This is a genomic window from Thauera sp. 63, from assembly GCF_000310165.2.
In the GTDB taxonomy this organism is placed as follows: Bacteria; Pseudomonadota; Gammaproteobacteria; order Burkholderiales; family Rhodocyclaceae; genus Thauera; species Thauera humireducens.
The window spans coordinates 1-17,425 of record NZ_AMXC01000014.1; the positions used below are offsets into that span (position 1 = coordinate 1).

The window sequence follows — 17,425 nt, forward strand, 5'->3', positions numbered from 1 at the left end:
TTGCGAAACCAAGCAGCCTAAGCTGCCGACCACAACAACCAAGCACCCACACTTATCGGTTGTTCAATTTTTTAAAGAACCGCTACCACCCGGCAGCGAAGAAGCGAGATTATGTTCAACTTCACACAACCTGTCAAGCATCCACCGAAACTTTTTTAACCGCGTCGCCCGAATCATCGAACAACCCAAAGCCCCGGCGAACCGCTCGCCTCGCCCCTCCAGCCCCGCCGCCGCTTCAGAAGAAACCGCGTCAGCGCTGAAAGAGGTGCGCATTATAGACACACAAACAACATCGTCAACATCAATTCACAATAAAGAAATCTATGGATCGATCAGCCCTGCAGAGCAGCTGTCAGCCCAGTTGATAGACCCTCATTGCAAACCCCGGACCGACCCACGACGATTCGAGAGGGCGGAGCTTGTACACGGCAGCCGCAGCCCGAAGGAAGAGTGCATCGTCACGGAGCACGCTGGCAGAGGGCGCAATCAGTCTCGCTGCCTCGCCACGGGCTAGGGGGCCGCAAAGCAGAACCTCAGCCGGAGCGCGCCCGTCCTCGACCGTCGCAGTACGCGCAGCGCGGGACACGAGTTGCAGGCCGCACCGGACGCCGCCCGACTCGACGCGCAGGCGTCGCACCAGCCCGAGGTGCACCAGATCCGCATCTTCGAACCGGACGCCTACCAGTTCTCCGATGGATGTGCAGTCGATCGCCGAATCGCTCTCGCTGACGAGACCCATGCTCGTACGGCTGGCATCCAGAACGGACCAGCGTGACGCCGATGCATCGACCTCACCGGCAATCAGTCGCCTGCACTCCTCCACACCGCGCCCCACAATCACACGGCCAGCCATCGGGTGACGCTTGGCTCTCCGCACCGGTGGCTCGTCCGACCAGTGACATAACAGATGCTGCGTAACCGCAAGGTACTCGCGTGGATGCCCCCGATCGAGTGCCGCCGGGCTCAGCCCCTCGGTCAGGCGGCCTGCCAGACCTTGCAGCCACTCTCCGGCCGCTTTCGTCGAAAGATGGAACGCAGCCTCCGGCGGCGCGACGAGGCAACGCCGCGGGGGCATACCCAGTTCGGGAAAGGCAAGGTAGTGAGGCGCGGGCGGCGCCCGCCGCGACATCGCCAAGAAAGGAAGGCTCATCTCGAGCAGATGGCAAGCCGTAACCAGCAGACTCCGGTCAATCTGATCGAGCGCGGCAGCGTGATAAGACACCGCTCGCAAGTAATGCTTGGCGACGGACTCGAGATCCCCGGCGATGAGCGAGAGCCCGGCCTCAAGTTCGGGACGCAACAAACTGCCCAGCCGCTCCCACAGCATTGGATCCGGCGCCATGCCTCCCAGGGCATTCCACTTCAGCGCTTCGGCGCAGGCCGCAGCGACACTCAAGCGTGAGACTGCATGCCCTGCCTGCACGAACAGACTCCAGTAAGCGTCGGCCAGGGCCCGGGTGGCCAAGCGAACCCCCTTCAGCTCCTTGATACGCCCGCCCCCTGCAATAAGCGTACGCAATTCATCCTCGGCGCGCAGGACGCCCTCGAGCGCGACCGCAGGATCGCGGTCCACGGTGGAGAGGCCAACTGACAGGCGATCGGCGAGTTCACGGAGCGCGGCAGCCACACTGTCATCGGCCTCGCTGGAGGCGCAAGATGCCAAAGGCAACTTAGCGTTCATCGGAGTTCATCCAGGCAGGATAGGGTAATTGACGGCCAGCCGGTCCGAAGAAGCCGGGGGCAGTCGCCCCGACCGACGGCAGCCGCTGAAGCCGCCTCGAAGCCTAGCACAGCGCATATGCAGACACGCTATTCCCTGCACCCCGCACCCACGGTCCGTCGATGCGCGCCACGGCAGAGCGAGACACAGGGCCTTGCCGCGGCCGAATCGATTCGTCCGACGGTGTAACATTGCGACCTCATCAGTCCATACCCTGCAACGATGCGACAGTATCTTGAACTCATGCGTCACGTGCTCGAACACGGTGACCGCAAGACCGACCGGACGGGAACCGGCACCTTGTCCGTCTTTGGCTGGCAGATGCGCTTTCGGCTGCAGGACGGCTTCCCGCTTCTGACCACGAAGAAGCTGCACACGCGGTCGATCATCCACGAGCTCCTGTGGTTCCTTCAGGGCGACACGAACATCCGCTACCTGAAGGACAACGGGGTCTCGATCTGGGATGAGTGGGCAGACGAGAAAGGCGAACTCGGTCCGGTGTACGGAAAACAGTGGCGGCGCTGGGAAACCGCGGACGGCACGACGGTCGACCAGATCACCAAGCTGGTCGAAGGCATCAAACGCAACCCGGACTCGCGCCGCCATATCGTTTCGGCGTGGAACCCGGGTGAAGTGGATAGGATGGCACTGCCGCCCTGTCATGCCCTGTTCCAGTTCTACGTCGCCAACGGACGCCTGTCCTGCCAGCTGTACCAGCGTAGTGCGGACATCTTCCTCGGCGTGCCGTTCAACATCGCATCCTATGCGCTGCTGACGCACATGGTGGCGCAGGTGTGCGAGCTCGAACCGGGCGATTTCGTGTGGACGGGAGGCGACTGCCACCTCTACCTGAACCACCTCGAGCAGACCCGCGAGCAGTTGTCGCGCGAGCCGCGCGCACTGCCGACGCTGAAGATGAATCCGGCAGTGAAGGACATCTTCGGCTTCCGCTTCGAGGATTTCAGCCTCGAAGGCTACGACCCGCATCCCCACATCAAGGCACCGGTGGCGGTATGAGCACCCTTCCCGAACTCGTGATCGTCGCTGCAGTCGCCCGCAATGGCGTGATCGGCCGCGACAACGGCCTGCCCTGGCGCCTGAAGGCCGACCTGCAGCATTTCCGCACACTGACCATGGGGCATCCGATCCTGATGGGCCGCAGGACATGGGAATCCCTGGGCCGCCCCCTGCCCGGAAGGCGCAATCTGGTCGTCACCCGCGATGCGACCTACCAGCCGGAAGGGGCGGAGGTCTTCACCGACCCGGAGGCGGCAATTGCCGCGGCCGCGGGAGCCGAACGCCTGTTCGTGATCGGCGGCGCACAGCTCTATGCCACGCTGTTCCCGCGCATCGATCGCCTCGAGCTAACGGAAGTCTGGGCCGACGTGCCGGGCGACGCACACTTCCCTCTGTTCGACCGCTCGGACTTCATCGAGGAGCGGCGCGATGCACGCACAGCGGACGCGGACAACGAGTTCGACTTCGACTTCGTCGAGTACCGCCGCCGCTGATCCACCTGCCGCAAGAACGACAAGGGCCGCTTCAGCGGCCCTTGTCTTTTCGGCATCACAGGATGAGCGCGACTCAGTCCCTGACGCAGTCCACGTGGTAGCGCCCGTCCTCGCCCTTGACCAAACCATGAATGTCGGTCTCGAAGCCGGGGAAGCGCGCGTTGAAATCGCGCGCGAACTTCAGGTAACGCACGATCGTCGCGTTGAAACGCTCGCCCGGGATCAACAACGGAATGCCCGGCGGGTAAGGCGTGACCAGCATCGCGGTGACACGGCCTTCGAGTTCATCCAGCACCACGCGCTCGATCTCGCGGTGCGCCATCTTGGCGAAGGCGTCCGCAGGCTTCATCGCCGGCACCATGTCCGACAGGTACATCTCGGTCGTCAGTCGCGCGACGTCGTGGTCCTTGTAGAAGCTGTGGATCTGATTGCACAGGTCCTTCAGGCCGACGCGCTCGTAGCGGGGGTGCTTGGCGATGAACTCCGGCATCACGCGCCACAGCGGCTGGTTGCGGTCGTAGTCGTCCTTGAACTGCTGCAGCTCGGTCACCATCGTGTTCCAGCGGCCCTTGGTGATGCCGATCGTGAACATGATGAAGAAGGAGTACAGGCCGGTCTTCTCGACGATGATGCCGTGTTCCGCCAGGTACTTGGTGACGATCGCTGCCGGGATGCCGGTATGTTCGGCGAAGTCGCCGTCCATGTTCAGGCCCGGAGTGATGATCGTGGCCTTGATCGGGTCGAGGATGTTGAAACCCTCGGCGAGGTTGCCAAAGCCGTGCCAACGCTCGCCTGCCTTCAGCGTCCAGTCCTCGCGACTGCCGATGCCTTCCTCGGCGAGGAACTCTGGCCCCCAGACCTGGAACCACCACTCTTCGTCGCCAAAGTCGGCATCGACCTTGCGCATGGCGCGGCGGAACTCGACCGCTTCCGACAGCGACTCGTTCACCAGCGCGGGCCCGCCCGGCGCCTCCATCATCGCCGCCGCGACGTCGCAGGACGCGATGATCGCGTACTGCGGCGAGGTGGACGTGTGCATCAGGTAGGCCTCGTTGAAGATGTCGCGGTCGAGTTTGCGCGTCTGCGAATCCTGCACCAGGATCTGCGAGGCCTGGCTCAGGCCCGCCAGCAGCTTGTGCGTGGATTGCGTCGAGAACACCATCGACTCGCGGCAGCGCGGCCGGTCGGCGCCGATCGCGTGGTAGTCGCCGTAGAAGTCGTGGAAGGCGGCATGCGGCAGCCAGGCCTCGTCGAAGTGCAGCGTGTCGATCTGGCCGTCGAGCATCTCCTTGATGGTCTCGACGTTGTACACCACGCCGTCGTAGGTCGACTGGGTGATCGTCAGGATGCGCGGCTTCTTGTTCTTGGCCTCGCGCGCGAAGGGATTGGCCTCGATCTTCTTCTGGATGTTCTCCATCGAGAACTCTTCCAGCGGGATCGGACCGATGATGCCGTAGTGGTTGCGCGTCGGCGTCAGGAACACCGGCACCGCACCGGTCATGATGATCGAGTGGAGGATGGACTTGTGGCAGTTGCGGTCGACGACGACGATGTCGCCGGGCGCTACCGTGGTGTGCCACACCATCTTGTTCGAGGTCGAGGTGCCGTTGGTGACGAAGTACAGATGATCGCAGTTGAAGATCCGCGCCGCGTTGCGCTCCGAGGCGGCGACCGGGCCGGTATGGTCGAGCAGTTGGCCGAGCTCATCCACCGCATTGCACACGTCGGCCCGCAGCATGTTCTCGCCGAAGAACTGGTGGAACATCTGCCCCACCGGGCTCTTCAGGAAGGCGACACCGCCGGAGTGCCCCGGGCAGTGCCAGGAATACGAGCTGTCGGCGGCGTAGTGCACCAGCGCGCGGAAGAAGGGCGGCGCCAGCGAATCCAGGTAGTTCTTCGCCTCGCGCACGACGTAGCGCGCGATGAACTCCGGCGTGTCCTCGAACATGTGGATGAAACCGTGCATCTCGCGCAGCACGTCGTTGGGGATGTGGCGCGTGGTGCGCGTCTCGCCGTGCAGGAAGATAGGAATGTCGGCGTTGCGGAAGCGGATCTCGACGACGAAGGCGCGCAGATCGGCAATGGCCTTGGCCGAAGCCTCGGGCGAGGAAAACTCCTCGTCGTCGATCGACAGGATGAAGGTCGAGCCGCGGCTCTGCTGCTGCGCGAACGAGGTGAGGTCGCCGTAGCTGGTAACCCCCAGCACCTCCATGCCCTCGTCCTCGATCGCCTTGGCGAGCGCGCGAATCCCCAGCCCCGAGGTGTTCTCCGAACGGAAATCCTCGTCGATGATGATGATGGGGAAGTGAAATCTCATCCTGGTCGTCTCCAGCGGGGTCCTTGCGGGACGGAAAAAAACGGAAGTGTAACCCCCGGATCATTGCCCGGGCGTTACTGAAATTGAATCGAGAAAAGCACAAGGGGCCGTCAGGCGGCCCCATATTCCAATTGCTGAGCGTTGGCGATCAGATCTTCGGCAGCGTGACGCCGGTCTGACCGAGGTACTTGCCACCGCGGTCCTTGTAGGACGTCTCGCACACCTCGTCCGATTCGAAGAACAGCATCTGCGCCACCCCTTCGTTGGCGTAGATCTTGGCCGGCAGCGGCGTGGTGTTGGAAAACTCCAGCGTCACGTGACCTTCCCACTCGGGCTCGAGCGGCGTGACGTTCACGATGATGCCGCAGCGCGCATAGGTGCTCTTGCCCAGGCACACCGTGAGCACACTGCGCGGGATGCGGAAGTACTCGACCGTGCGCGCCAGCGCGAAGGAGTTCGGCGGAATGATGCAGACGTCGCCGGTGAAATCGACGAAGTTGCGCGCATCGAAGTCCTTGGGGTCGACGATGGTGGAGTTGATGTTGGTGAAGATCTTGAATTCGTTCGCCACGCGCACGTCGTAGCCATAGCTCGAGGTGCCGTACGAGACGATGCGGCCGCTGTCGTTGCTGCGCACCAGTTCCGGCGCGAAGGGCTCGATCATGTCGGCCTCTTGGGCCATGCGGCGGATCCACTTGTCGGACTTGATGGACATGGGCGCGGGTTCCAGCGGTTGCGTTGCGACCGGCGGACGGTCGGAAAAGCCGCGTAGTGTAGGACAAGCGCCGCGGCGGGGAAAGACTCTGCGGCACAAATCGTGCGGCAGCGCAATATCCCCGGCGCGGCGCTCTTGCTGCAGGGCGGAAAGCAACCTGCCCGGTCAGCTGTTCTTGATGACGATGTTGGGGAACTTGTGCGTCATGTCCTTCGACTTCTCGGCGATGCGCACGGCCACCTTGCGCGCGATCTGCTTGTAGATCCCGGCGATGCGCCCGTCCGGATCGGCGACCACCGTGGGTGCGCCGCTGTCGGCCTCGGAGCGGATCTGGATGTCCAGCGGCAGCGCACCGAGGAAGGGGATGTTGTAGTCCGCGCACATCTTCTCGCCGCCGCCCTGGCCGAAAATGTGTTCTTCATGACCGCACTTAGAACAGATGTGGATGCTCATGTTCTCGACCACGCCGAGGATGGGTACTCCGACCTTCTCGAACATCTTCAGGCCCTTGCGCGCGTCCAGCAGGGCGATGTCCTGCGGCGTGGTGACGATCACCGCGCCGGTCACCGGCACACTCTGCGACAGCGTCAGCTGGATGTCGCCGGTGCCCGGCGGCATGTCGATGAGGAGGTAGTCGAGGTCGTTCCAGGCCGTGTCCTTCAGCATCTGGTTGAGCGCCTGCGTCGCCATCGGGCCGCGCCACACCATCGGCGTGTCCTGCTCGATCAGGAAGCCGATCGACATCGCCTGGATGCCGTAGGCCTCGAGCGGAATCATGGTCTTGCCGTCGTCCGACATCGGCCGCTGGTCGCCGATGCCCAGCATCTGCGGCTGCGAGGGGCCATAGATGTCGGCGTCCAGGATGCCGACGCGCGCGCCTTCGGCCGCCAGCGCCAGCGCGAGGTTGACCGCGGTCGTGCTCTTGCCCACACCGCCCTTGCCCGAAGCCACCGCGATGATGTTGCGCACGCCCGGCAGCAGCTTCACGCCTTGCTGCACCGCATGGGCCACAACCTTGCTGTTGACCTTGATGTCCACCCGGCCGATGCCCGGCAACCCCGCCAGCGCATTCGCCAGCTGCGCCCGGATCGGCTCGTGCTGGCTCTTCGCCGGATAGCCGAGCTCGACCTCGAAGGCGACATTGCCGCCATCCACCGCCAGGTTGCGGATGCAGCGGGTGGAGACAAAATCCTTGCCGGTGTTGGGGTCGTTCACCTGCTTGAGCGCATCGGTTACGGTTTGCTGGTCAAGACTCATCGCGTTTTCCTCGATAATCGGAGCACCCGCAGCGGGGTGAAGACTGCGGAATCATACCGGAGCCCGTGCGATCGCTCATCCGCGCTACCATCAGGGTTTCCCGAACCCTGACCACCCGCGCCGCGAGCGGCGGGCGCCAACGCCCTGCGGGTCATTCACCGCCCCGACCGAACCCGCCCGCGCGGACCCTGGCCGCGCGTCAACGAATCAACTGCTGCAATGAACCTTCGTCCCCACCTGTCGCTCCTTGCCCCCGTCGTCGCGGCAGTGCTGATGTCCGCCTGCGCCACGCCGGGCACGCCCGACGCCTCGGCTGTCCTTCCTGCAGCCGACGACCCGATCCACCGCCACGCCCTGGTGCGCGAGCCTGCGCCCACCCCCGACTGGACGCGCCTGCGCCAGACGCTCAACGAGGCAACGCGCAACGCTCCCGGCGTCACCGTCGGCGCGGGCGACGCGCAGGGCCTCAAGATCGAGATCCCGGTGGCCGACGGCTTCGCCTCCGGCAGCACCGTGATCCGCCCCTCGCTTGCCTCTGCACTCGACACGATCGCGCCCTCCCTGGCCAGCGAGGCGGGCGTCGCGATCAAGGTCGTCGGCCACACCGACAGCCAGGGCAGCGAGATGATCAATCTGCGCCTGTCGATCGACCGCGCCGAAGCGGTCGTCGCCTACCTGGCCACGCGTGGCGTGGCGCCCGAGCGCCTCACCGCCGACGGCCGTGGCGAGGCGGACCCGCTCACCGGCAACGCCACCGAAGAGGGGCGCGCGCGCAACCGGCGCGTCGAACTGCTGCTGCGTGCAACGCCCTGACTGATGCCGCATGGCGTGCCCTGGCCGAAGTGGGCATGCCCGCAAGCGGCGGGGCGGCCCTGCCTGCGCTTTGTTAAACTTGCATCCTTTGATTCGCGCCGAACAGACCATGCCCCGCAAGATTCTCGTCACCAACGCCCTGCCCTACGCCAATGGCGACATCCACCTCGGCCACCTGGTGGGCTACATCCAGGCCGACATCTGGGTCCGCTACCAGCGCATGCGAGGCCATTCGGTGCACTACGTCTGTGCGGACGACACCCACGGCACGCCGGTCATGCTGCGCGCCGAGAAGGAAGGCCTGACGCCCGAGCAGCTCATCAACCGCGTACATGGCGAACACCTGCGTGACTTCACCGCCTTCGGCGTCGCCTTCGACAATTACCACTCCACGCACAGCGCCGAGAACCGCTTCTACGCCGAGGACATCTACGGCAAGCTGAAGAGCGGCGGGCTCATCGACACACGCTCGATCGAGCAGTACTACGATCCGGTCAAGGAGATGTTCCTCCCCGACCGCTTCATCAAGGGCGAGTGCCCCAAGTGCGGCGCAGCCGACCAGTACGGCGACAACTGCGAGGCCTGCGGCGCCGCCTACGCCCCCACCGAGCTCAAGAACCCCTACTCCGCGGTGTCCGGCGCCAAACCGGTGCTGAAGACCTCGGAGCACTACTTCTTCCGCCTGTCGGACGAGCGCGCGGTCGCCTTCCTGCGCGAATGGACGCACGGCACCAACGCCGCTGGCGAACGCCGCCTGCAGGCGGAAGCGGCCAACAAGATGAAGGAGTGGCTGGGCGAGGAAGGCGAGAACAAGCTCTCGGACTGGGACATCTCGCGCGACGCACCCTACTTCGGCTTCGAGATCCCGGGCGCGCCGGGCAAGTACTTCTACGTCTGGCTTGACGCGCCGATCGGCTACCTCGCCAGTTTCCGCAACCTCGCAGAGAAGCGCGCCGCCGCCGGCGAGGCGATTGCCGTCGAGGACTACACCGACGCCGCCCGCGCCGCCGCAGCCGGCACCGAGATGGTGCACTTCATCGGCAAGGACATCCTCTATTTCCACGCCCTGTTCTGGCCGGCGATGCTGAAGTTCGCCGGCTACAACACGCCGAGCCAACTGTGCGTCAACGGCTTCCTCACCGTGGACGGCGCCAAGATGAGCAAGAGCCGCGGCACCTTCATCACCGCGCACTCCTACATCGCGCAGAAGCTCAACCCCGAGTGGCTGCGCTACTACTTCGCGGGCAAATCCAACGGCACCATGGAAGACGTCGACCTCAACCTCGACGACATGATCGCCAAGGTGAACTCCGACCTCGTCGGCAAGTTCGTGAACATCGCCAGCCGCTGCGCCGGCTTCATCGGCAAGCGCTTCGACGGCAAGCTGGGCGCGGTCGATGCCGCCGCCTGTGCCGAGTTCGCCGCGGCCTGGACCGAAGGCCGCATCGCCGCCGCCTATGACGAGCGCGACTACAGCCGCGCACTGCGCGAGATCATGCGGCTGGCCGACGTCGCCAATCAGTACGTCAACGACCACAAGCCGTGGGAACTCGCCAAGCAGGAAGGCCAGGAGGCCCACCTGCATGCCGTGTGCAGCACCGCGCTGACGATGTTCCGCGACCTCACCCGCTATCTCAAGCCGGTGCTGCCGGCGCTGGCCGCGCAGGTCGAGGCCTTCCTCGCCATCCCCGCAATGGACTGGCAGGGTGAATGGGCAGCGCTGCCCGCCGGCCACGACATCCAGGCCTACAGCCACCTGATGACCCGCGTCGAGCGCAAGCAGATCGACGCCCTGCTCGAGGCCAACCGCGAATCGCTCGCGCCGGCCGCTGCCCCGACGAAGGACGCCAAGGCGGCCTCCTCCCAGCAGCGCCACGCCGAGAAGCAGCAGCACACCGCGCAGGCGGCCGAGACGGCGTCGCCCCACATCTCGATCGACGACTTCACCAAGGTCGACCTGCGCATCGCCCGCATCGTCAACGCGGAGCACGTCGAAGGTGCCGACAAGCTGATCCGCCTGCAACTCGACATCGGCGAGACCGACGAGGCCGGCAACGCCAAGCCGCGCCAGGTGTTCGCCGGCATCAAGTCGGCCTACGACCCGGCAACGCTGATCGGACGCACGACGGTGATGGTTGCCAACCTCGCGCCACGCAAGATGAAGTTCGGCATGAGCGAAGGCATGGTGCTGGCCGCCTCCGACCCGGAAGGCAAGACCGGTGGCCTCTACATTCTGTCGCCGGATGCGGGCGCCGAACCGGGCATGCGGGTGAAGTGACATGCTGAATCACACGCGGGCACTGGAACCCTGAGGCCATGCCGCTGACGCCCTCGAAACGCTGGATCATCCTGCATCGCGCAGGTCGAGGGCGGCTGTCTCCCTGATGCCGCCCAGCCGGGCGGCCGCACGAAACGCATCCCGATTCGAAGCGGAGACAGCATGAAGATCCAGTTCCGACCCAAACTCCTAGACACCCTGCCCGGCTACGGCCGGGCCGGATTCACGCAGGACCTGTCCGCCGGCATCACCGTCGGCGTGCTCGCGCTACCGCTGGCAATGGCCTTCGCCATCGCCTCGGGCATGTCCCCCACCGCCGGCATCTGGACCGCCATCGTCGCCGGGCTGCTCATCTCGCTGCTGGGCGGCTCGCGCGTGCAGATCGGCGGCCCGACCGGCGCCTTCATCCCGATCATCTACGCCATCGTCGCCGACCACGGCGTGCAGAACCTGCTGATCGCAACGATGATGTCCGGCGTGCTGCTGTTCGCGATGGGTGCGCTGCGGCTGGGCAACATGATCCGCTTCATCCCGCTGTCGGTCGTCATCGGCTTCACCAACGGCATCGCGGTCGTCATCTTCATCTCGCAGATCAAGGACTTCCTCGGCCTCGAGATCGACAACCTGCCCGGCGAGTTCTTCGCCAAGATGGACGCGCTGTGGGCCGCGTTGCCGACGATCGACCTGCCGACCGTTGCCGTTGCCCTCGCGTCGCTCGCCGTGCTGCTGGCCTGGAACCGGCAGGCCAGGAAGGTGCCCTGGATGGCGCGCCTGCCCGGCCCGCTGGCGGTGCTGATCATCATGACGGCGCTCAATGCCCTGTTCGCGCTTCCGGTGGATACCATCGGCAGCCGCTTCGGCGGCATCCCGCAGGAACTGCCCAGCATCGGCCTGCCGGAACTCAGCCTCGGCACGCTGGGCAAGCTGGTCACGCCCGCCATCACCATCGCGCTGCTGGGGGCGATCGAGTCGCTGTTGTCGGCCCGCGTCGCCGACAGCCAGATCGACGACCGCCACGACCCCAACCAGGAACTCATGGCGCAAGGCATTGCCAACGTCGCCGCACCGCTGTTCGGCGGCTTCGCCGCCACCGGCGCCATCGCCCGCACCGCGACCAACATCCGCAGCGGGGGCCACACGCCGGTCGCCGGCATCCTGCACGCCGGCGTGCTGCTGGCCATCGTCCTCGCGCTGGCGCCGCTGGCCAGCGCCATCCCGCTCGCCACGCTGTCGGCCATCGTCGTCATCGTCGCGATCAACATGGGCGAGTGGCATGCCTTCGCGCCCAGCGAACTGGCGCGCTACTCGCTGAACTACCGCACGATCCTGCTTGGCACCTTCTTCGTCACCGTGGTGTTCGACCTGACGCTCGCGGTGGAACTGGGCATGGTGCTGGCGAGCCTGTTCTTCATTTACCGCATGTCGGACCTGACCCGCATCGAGCGTGTGCCGCTGGAGGAACATTACGGCACCGAGGCGATGAGCCGTGAGGACGGCACCCCCCGCATCCTCGCCTACAAGCTGTTCGGCAGCCTGTTCTTCGGCGCTGCCAACAAGCTGGAGAACCTGCTGCTGATGCAGGACGGCCACCCGGACGTGGTGATCCTCGACCTGGACAAGGTCATCAGCCTCGACACCACCGGCCTCGACATCCTGCAGACCCTGCACCGCAACCTGCAGAAACGCGGCGCGCACCTCATCCTGTGCGGTCTGAACTCGCAGCCCGGCTCGCTGGTGTTCCGTTCCGGCTTCATGGAGCGCCTCGGTGACGAGAACGTCACCGCCAACATCACCGACGCGCTGCTGCGCGCCCAGTGGCTCAGCGGCCAGAACCCGGAGATCGCCTATGCCTGAAGACGAGGACATCGAGATCGTCGCCCGCCACCTGAGCATCCAGGGGCGGGTGCAAGGGGTGTGGTATCGCGCCAGCGCGCAGGCCGAAGCCCATCGGCTGGGCCTGCGCGGGTGGGTGCGCAACCGTCACGACGGCAGCGTGGAAGCCTTGGTCATCGGCCTGCAAGCCGCGATCGACGCATTCATCGATTGGGCGCAGATCGGCCCGCCGAAGGCCCAGGTGCTGCGCATCGAGATCAGTACGGCCGACGAGGAACCGACCGAAGGCTTCGAACAACGGCCCACGTGCTGAGCGCCCCTGACGCCGGAGCGCCCACGCCGCCCGCCCGGCGTCCTGCTATAATGCCAAGCCTCTGAAAACAAAAGGCATTCAATCGCCTTTCACTTCATCGAAAGGGGCGTCATGAAGGTTCCCGAGTCTGCGCCCTGGCTGCGCAACGCAACCGGTTTCGTCCTGCTGGTACTGACGGCCGTGTTCGCGGAGCCGCTGCTGGGCTTGCTGCCGCCGGGCCTTGCCCTGGAGGGATGGTCCGACGCAGTGCGCAACGCGGCCATCGCCCTGGCGACGTTCACCGGCGCCCATCTCATGCATTCGCTGGCGGCTGCGCGGCTTTCGCAACGCCGCAAGGGGCACAGGCCGGTGCCCAAGGTGCTGCTCGATCTGCTCAGGGTGTTCCTGTACGCGCTGGCGCTGCTGGTCTCCCTGTCATTGCTGTTCCGCCAGGACCTGTCGGGCATTCTCACCGGCTCGGGCCTGGTGCTGGCGGTGCTCGGCTTTGCCATCCGCAACGTGGTCGCGGACACGCTGTCGGGCATCGCCCTCGGGATCGAGGCGCCGTTCCGCATGGGCGACTGGGTGCGGATCGAGACCCTGGCCCAGGGCCGGGTACAGGAGATCGGCTGGCGGACGACACGACTGGTCACCCGCGACAGCACCTATGTGATCCTGCCCAACAGCCAGATCTCGCGCCAGCGCATCACCAATTTCAGCGCGCCACGCAAGGAGTACCGCGACCATGCCGAACTCACCCTGCCGGTGACCCTGGCGGTGGCCGACGCCAAGGCGCTGATCCTCGAGGCCCTGCAGCAGGCCGAGAACATCGTCGGCGAAAAGACACCCGAGGTACAGGTGGTGAATTACGGCCCGCAGGGCGTCACCTACCAAGTGAAATACTGGGTGCCGCAGCACGACCGCGAGCCGGTCTGCCGCAACGAGGTCTTCAGCCTGGTCGATGCGGCGCTGCGCGCCCGGGGCACGCCGCTCATGCAGGTGCCGCCCGCGTGCCCCGTGTGCAACGCCGACCGGATCGAAACGCGCCCCTGACGCTGCGCCTGCAGCTTCAGGGGTAGATCACCTCCACCGACTCGGGCGGCAACCATTCGCGCAGGCTTTCCAGCAAGGCGTCGTCCAGCCGCACGCGCCATCCGTCGCCGAAGGGCAGGTCGGCCTCGGCCGCGGCGTTGCGATACGTCACCCGGATCGGGCAGCCACCTTCACGGAAAGGCTCGAGCAAGGTCTGCAGCTTGCCGGCTGTCGCAGCCGCGCCTCCGCCCGCCCCGACCTCGCCATTGATGCGCAGCTGCAGCGCGCGCGCAAAACGGCTCCGCGCCTCGCCCAGCGTCAGCAGGCGGTCGGCGATGATGCGCAAGCCCCCCGAGAACTCGTCGTTGCTGACCTTGGCCTCGACCACCAGCACTTCGTCGGTGACGATCTTGCCGCGGTTGGCGTCCAGCACTTCGGAATAGACCATCACCTCACGCGGCTGGGTGCCGTCATCGAGCAGCACGAAGGCCATCTTGCCGCGGTTACCCATCTTGGTCCGCGTCTCCATGACCACGCCTGCCAGCATGGTGATGTCGCGCGAGGGCTCGATCTGCGCCAGCGTGCGGCGTACGAAGCGGCGCACCTCGCCCTTGAAGCTGTTGAAAGGATGGCCCGACAGGAAGAAGCCGATCGCGAGCTTCTCTTCCTTCAGCCGCTCGCGCTCGGTCCACGGCCGGATCTTCGCGAATGCAGGCGCTGCGCCCGCAGCGTCCGGCATCAGGTCGAACAGCCCGCCCTGCATCGCATTCGCTGCAGCCTGCTCGGCCGCCTCCATCGCCAGCGCAACGGTGGCCATCAGCTGGGCGCGGTCCAAGCCCTGGTGGCCGGACAGCGTGTCCATCGCGCCAGCGCGGATCAGCGCCTCGATGACGCGGCGGTTAACCATGCGCCGGTCGACGCGCTCGCAGAACTCGAACAGATCGCGGAAGGCCCCCGCCTTCTCGCGTGCCGCCAGGATCGCCCGCACCGCCGGCTCGCCCACCCCCTTCACCGCGCCCAGGCCGTAGCGGATCGTCTTGCGGTCCACCGGCACGAAGCGGTAGTCCGATTCATTCACGTCCGGCGGCAGCACCGCGATGCCGTTGGCGACCGTGTCCTCGTAGAAGATCTTGACGGTATCGGTGTTGTCCAGGTCGGACGACATCGTCGCCGCCATGAAGGCCGCGCAGTGATGGGCCTTGAGCCAGGCGGTGTGGTAGGTGACGACCGCGTAGGCGGCGGTGTGCGACTTGTTGAAGCCGTACTCCGCGAACTTGGTCATCAGATCGAAGAGCTGCTCGGCCAGCGCCGGATCGTAGCCCTTCTGCTTGGCGCCCTCGGCGATGGTGGCGCGGTGCTTGGCCATCTCCTCGGGCTTCTTCTTGCCCATCGCGCGCCGCAGCATGTCGGCGCCGCCCAGGGTGTAGCCCCCGATGATCTGGGAGATCTGCATCACCTGTTCCTGATACACGATGACGCCGTAGGTCGGCTCCAGGCAGGCTTTCAGGTCGGGGTGGAAGTAGTCGATCTCCTGCTGGCCCTTCTTGCGCAGGATGAAGTCGTCCACCATGCCCGAACCCAGCGGGCCCGGCCGGTAGAGCGCGAGCACCGCGATGATGTCCTCGAAGCGGTCCGGGGCGAGCTTCTTGAGCAGCTTCTTCATGCCGTCCGATTCGACCTGGAAGATCGCCGTGGTGTTGGCGTCCTTCAGGATCTGGTAGGCGGCCGGGTCTTCGAAGCCCAGGCTCATCAGGTCGGGCCGGCTGCCGGTCATGCGCGCGATGTATTCCAGCGCCAGCTCGATGATGGTGAGGTTGCGCAGGCCGAGGAAGTCGAACTTCACCAGGCCGACGGCTTCCACGTCGTCCTTGTCGAACTGCGACACCGGCGTGGCGTCGTCGCCATCGGCGATGTACAGCGGGCAGAAGTCGGTGAGCTTGCCCGGCGCGATCAGCACGCCGCCGGCGTGCATGCCGACGCCGCGGGTCAGGCCCTCGAGCGGCTGCGCCAAGCCCCACAGGGTCTGGACGGCCTCGCCGTCGTTGCCGTCCTTCATCATCTCGCCGATCTGCGGCTCCATCTCGTAGGCCTTGTTCAGCGAGACGGGCTTGGCCCCTTCGATCGGGATCAGCTTGGACAGGCGGTCGCACAGGCCATAGGGCATGTCGAGCACCCGGCCGACGTCGCGCACCACGGCCTTGGAGGCCAGCGTGCCGAAGGTGGCGATCTGGCTCACCGCCTCCTTGCCGTAACGCTCGCGCACGTACTCGATGACGCGGTAACGGTTGTCCTGGCAGAAGTCGATGTCGAAGTCGGGCATCGACACCCGCTCCGGGTTCAGGAAGCGCTCGAACAGCAGCGCGTACTCCAGCGGGTCGAGGTCGGTGATGTCGAGCGAATAGGCCACCAGCGAGCCGGCGCCCGAGCCGCGGCCCGGACCAACCGGCACGCCGTTCTTCTTGCCCCAGCGGATGAAGTCGGCAACGATCAGGAAGTAGCCGGGGAAGCCCATCTGGATGATGGTGTCGGTCTCGAACTTGAGCCGTTCCTCGTAGCGAGGACGTTGCTTCTCGCGCTCCTCGGGTTGGGGATAGAGTTGTACGAGACGTTTCTCGAGGCCGGCCTTGGCCTCCTGCACCAGGAAGTCGTCCAGCGTCATGCCTTCCGGCGTCGGAAACAGCGGCAGGAAGTTCTTGCCCAACTGCACCGTCAGCGAGCAACGGCGGGCGATCTCGACCGCGTTCTCGAGCGCCTCGGGGATGTCGGCGAACAGCTCGCACATCTCTGCCTGGCTCTTGAGGTACTGCTCCTCGGTGAAGTCGCGCGGCCGGCGCTTGTCGGCCAGCACATAGCCCTGGGCGATGCACACCCGCGCCTCGTGCGCCCGGAAGTCCTCGCGCTTGAGGAATTGCACGGGGTGGGTCGCCACCACCGGAATCCCCAGTTCGCCGGCGATATCGAGCGCGTGACGGATGTACGCCTCGGTACCCGGATGGCCTGCGCGCTGGATCTCGAGGTAGAACGCATCGGGAAACAGCCGCGACCAGTCGGCCGCGAGTTGTGCTGCCAGCTCGCGATTGCCCGCGGCAATCGCCACGCCGATGTCGCCGTGCATCGCGCCCGACAGGCACAAGAGCTCACTGGCGGCGCCGTTCTCAAACCACTCGCGCCGCATCTCGGCACGGCCGCGGTACTTGTTGTCGAGATAGGCGCGTGTCAGCAGTTCGCATAGCTGGCCATAGCCCACGCGGTTCTTGCAGATCAGCAGGACGCGGTGGGGCTTGTCGCGCTCGGCTTCGTTCTGGATCCAGGCATCGACACCGACGACCGGCTTGACGCCCTTGCCGCGGGCGGTCTTGTAGAACTTGACCATGCCAAAAAGGTTGGCGAGGTCGGAGATGCCGAGCGCCGGCATGCCATCATCGGCAGCGGCCGCAACGGCTTGGTCGATCTGGACGATGCCGTCGGTGATCGAGAACTCGGAGTGAAGGCGAAGATGGACGAAGCGCGGCTGATGCGGCGTAAGGGAGGAAGAATTCGGGTCGGCAATCATGCGCCGAATTTTACCCGAGCTCGCCCATCTTCACCGGCGCGACGGCGGCAGGCACGGTCATGCCACCGCTCGGCGGCCGTGCGATCGCGCCGGCCGGATCACCA

General features: G+C 65.6%; 12 protein-coding genes. 7 read left to right on the forward strand and 5 right to left on the reverse strand.

The window, feature by feature from the left end:
- Positions 1 to 352: 352 nt before the first annotated feature.
- A complete protein-coding gene (locus C664_RS12620; protein WP_004260883.1) occupies positions 353 to 1,681 on the reverse strand; it encodes a hypothetical protein in 1,329 nt (442 codons plus the stop codon).
- Between the two features lie 261 nt (positions 1,682 to 1,942).
- On the opposite strand from C664_RS12620, the gene C664_RS12625 reads away from it, so the two are divergent.
- Both C664_RS12625 and C664_RS12630 read left to right on the forward strand, forming a co-directional pair.
- Positions 1,943 to 2,737, forward strand: coding sequence for a thymidylate synthase (locus C664_RS12625; RefSeq protein WP_004260886.1), 795 nt, complete (start codon positions 1,943 to 1,945; stop codon positions 2,735 to 2,737).
- Positions 2,734 to 3,231 (forward strand): dihydrofolate reductase, encoded by a 498-nt coding sequence (locus C664_RS12630; RefSeq protein WP_004260889.1) that lies wholly within the window; start codon positions 2,734 to 2,736, stop codon positions 3,229 to 3,231. The genes C664_RS12625 and C664_RS12630 overlap by 4 nt, the downstream gene beginning before the upstream one ends.
- Positions 3,232 to 3,304: 73 nt before the next feature.
- Here C664_RS12630 and C664_RS12635 read toward each other — a convergent pair whose 3' ends face one another.
- From C664_RS12635 to apbC, 3 genes are all read right to left on the reverse strand, one after another.
- Positions 3,305 to 5,548 carry an arginine/lysine/ornithine decarboxylase gene (locus C664_RS12635; RefSeq protein ID WP_004260892.1) on the reverse strand — a complete coding sequence of 748 codons (2,244 nt, stop codon included), beginning with the start codon at positions 5,546 to 5,548 and terminating at the stop codon, positions 3,305 to 3,307.
- 148 nt (positions 5,549 to 5,696) lie between these two features.
- A complete protein-coding gene (gene dcd, locus C664_RS12640) occupies positions 5,697 to 6,263 on the reverse strand; it encodes a dCTP deaminase (RefSeq protein WP_004260893.1) in 567 nt (188 codons plus the stop codon).
- Positions 6,264 to 6,428: 165 nt separating this feature from the next.
- Entirely contained in the window at positions 6,429 to 7,520 is a 1,092-nt protein-coding gene (gene apbC / locus C664_RS12645) for an iron-sulfur cluster carrier protein ApbC (RefSeq protein ID WP_004260902.1), read from the reverse strand.
- 219 nt (positions 7,521 to 7,739) lie between these two features.
- On the opposite strand from apbC, the gene C664_RS12650 reads away from it, so the two are divergent.
- The 5 genes from C664_RS12650 to C664_RS12670 all read left to right on the forward strand — a co-directional run bounded on the left by C664_RS12650 (position 7,740) and on the right by C664_RS12670 (position 13,789).
- Complete coding sequence (locus C664_RS12650; RefSeq protein ID WP_004260905.1) at positions 7,740 to 8,333, forward strand: OmpA family protein; 594 nt, start codon at positions 7,740 to 7,742, stop codon at positions 8,331 to 8,333.
- 109 nt (positions 8,334 to 8,442) lie between these two features.
- Positions 8,443 to 10,611, forward strand: a complete 2,169-nt coding sequence (metG, locus tag C664_RS12655; protein WP_004260908.1) for a methionine--tRNA ligase — start codon at positions 8,443 to 8,445, stop codon at positions 10,609 to 10,611.
- Between the two features lie 162 nt (positions 10,612 to 10,773).
- Positions 10,774 to 12,465 carry a SulP family inorganic anion transporter gene (locus tag C664_RS12660; RefSeq protein ID WP_004260911.1) on the forward strand — a complete coding sequence of 564 codons (1,692 nt, stop codon included), beginning with the start codon at positions 10,774 to 10,776 and terminating at the stop codon, positions 12,463 to 12,465.
- Positions 12,458 to 12,757 carry an acylphosphatase gene (locus tag C664_RS12665; protein WP_004260913.1) on the forward strand — a complete coding sequence of 100 codons (300 nt, stop codon included), beginning with the start codon at positions 12,458 to 12,460 and terminating at the stop codon, positions 12,755 to 12,757. Before C664_RS12660 ends, C664_RS12665 begins: the two co-directional genes overlap by 8 nt.
- 111 nt (positions 12,758 to 12,868) lie before the next feature.
- On the forward strand, positions 12,869 to 13,789 hold the full coding sequence (locus C664_RS12670) for a mechanosensitive ion channel family protein (RefSeq protein WP_004260914.1): 921 nt from the start codon (positions 12,869 to 12,871) through the stop codon (positions 13,787 to 13,789).
- Positions 13,790 to 13,805: 16 nt separating this feature from the next.
- On the opposite strand, the gene dnaE is transcribed toward C664_RS12670, so the two are convergent.
- Positions 13,806 to 17,321 (reverse strand): DNA polymerase III subunit alpha, encoded by a 3,516-nt coding sequence (gene dnaE / locus C664_RS12675; protein WP_004260916.1) that lies wholly within the window; start codon positions 17,319 to 17,321, stop codon positions 13,806 to 13,808.
- Positions 17,322 to 17,425: the final 104 nt, after the last annotated feature.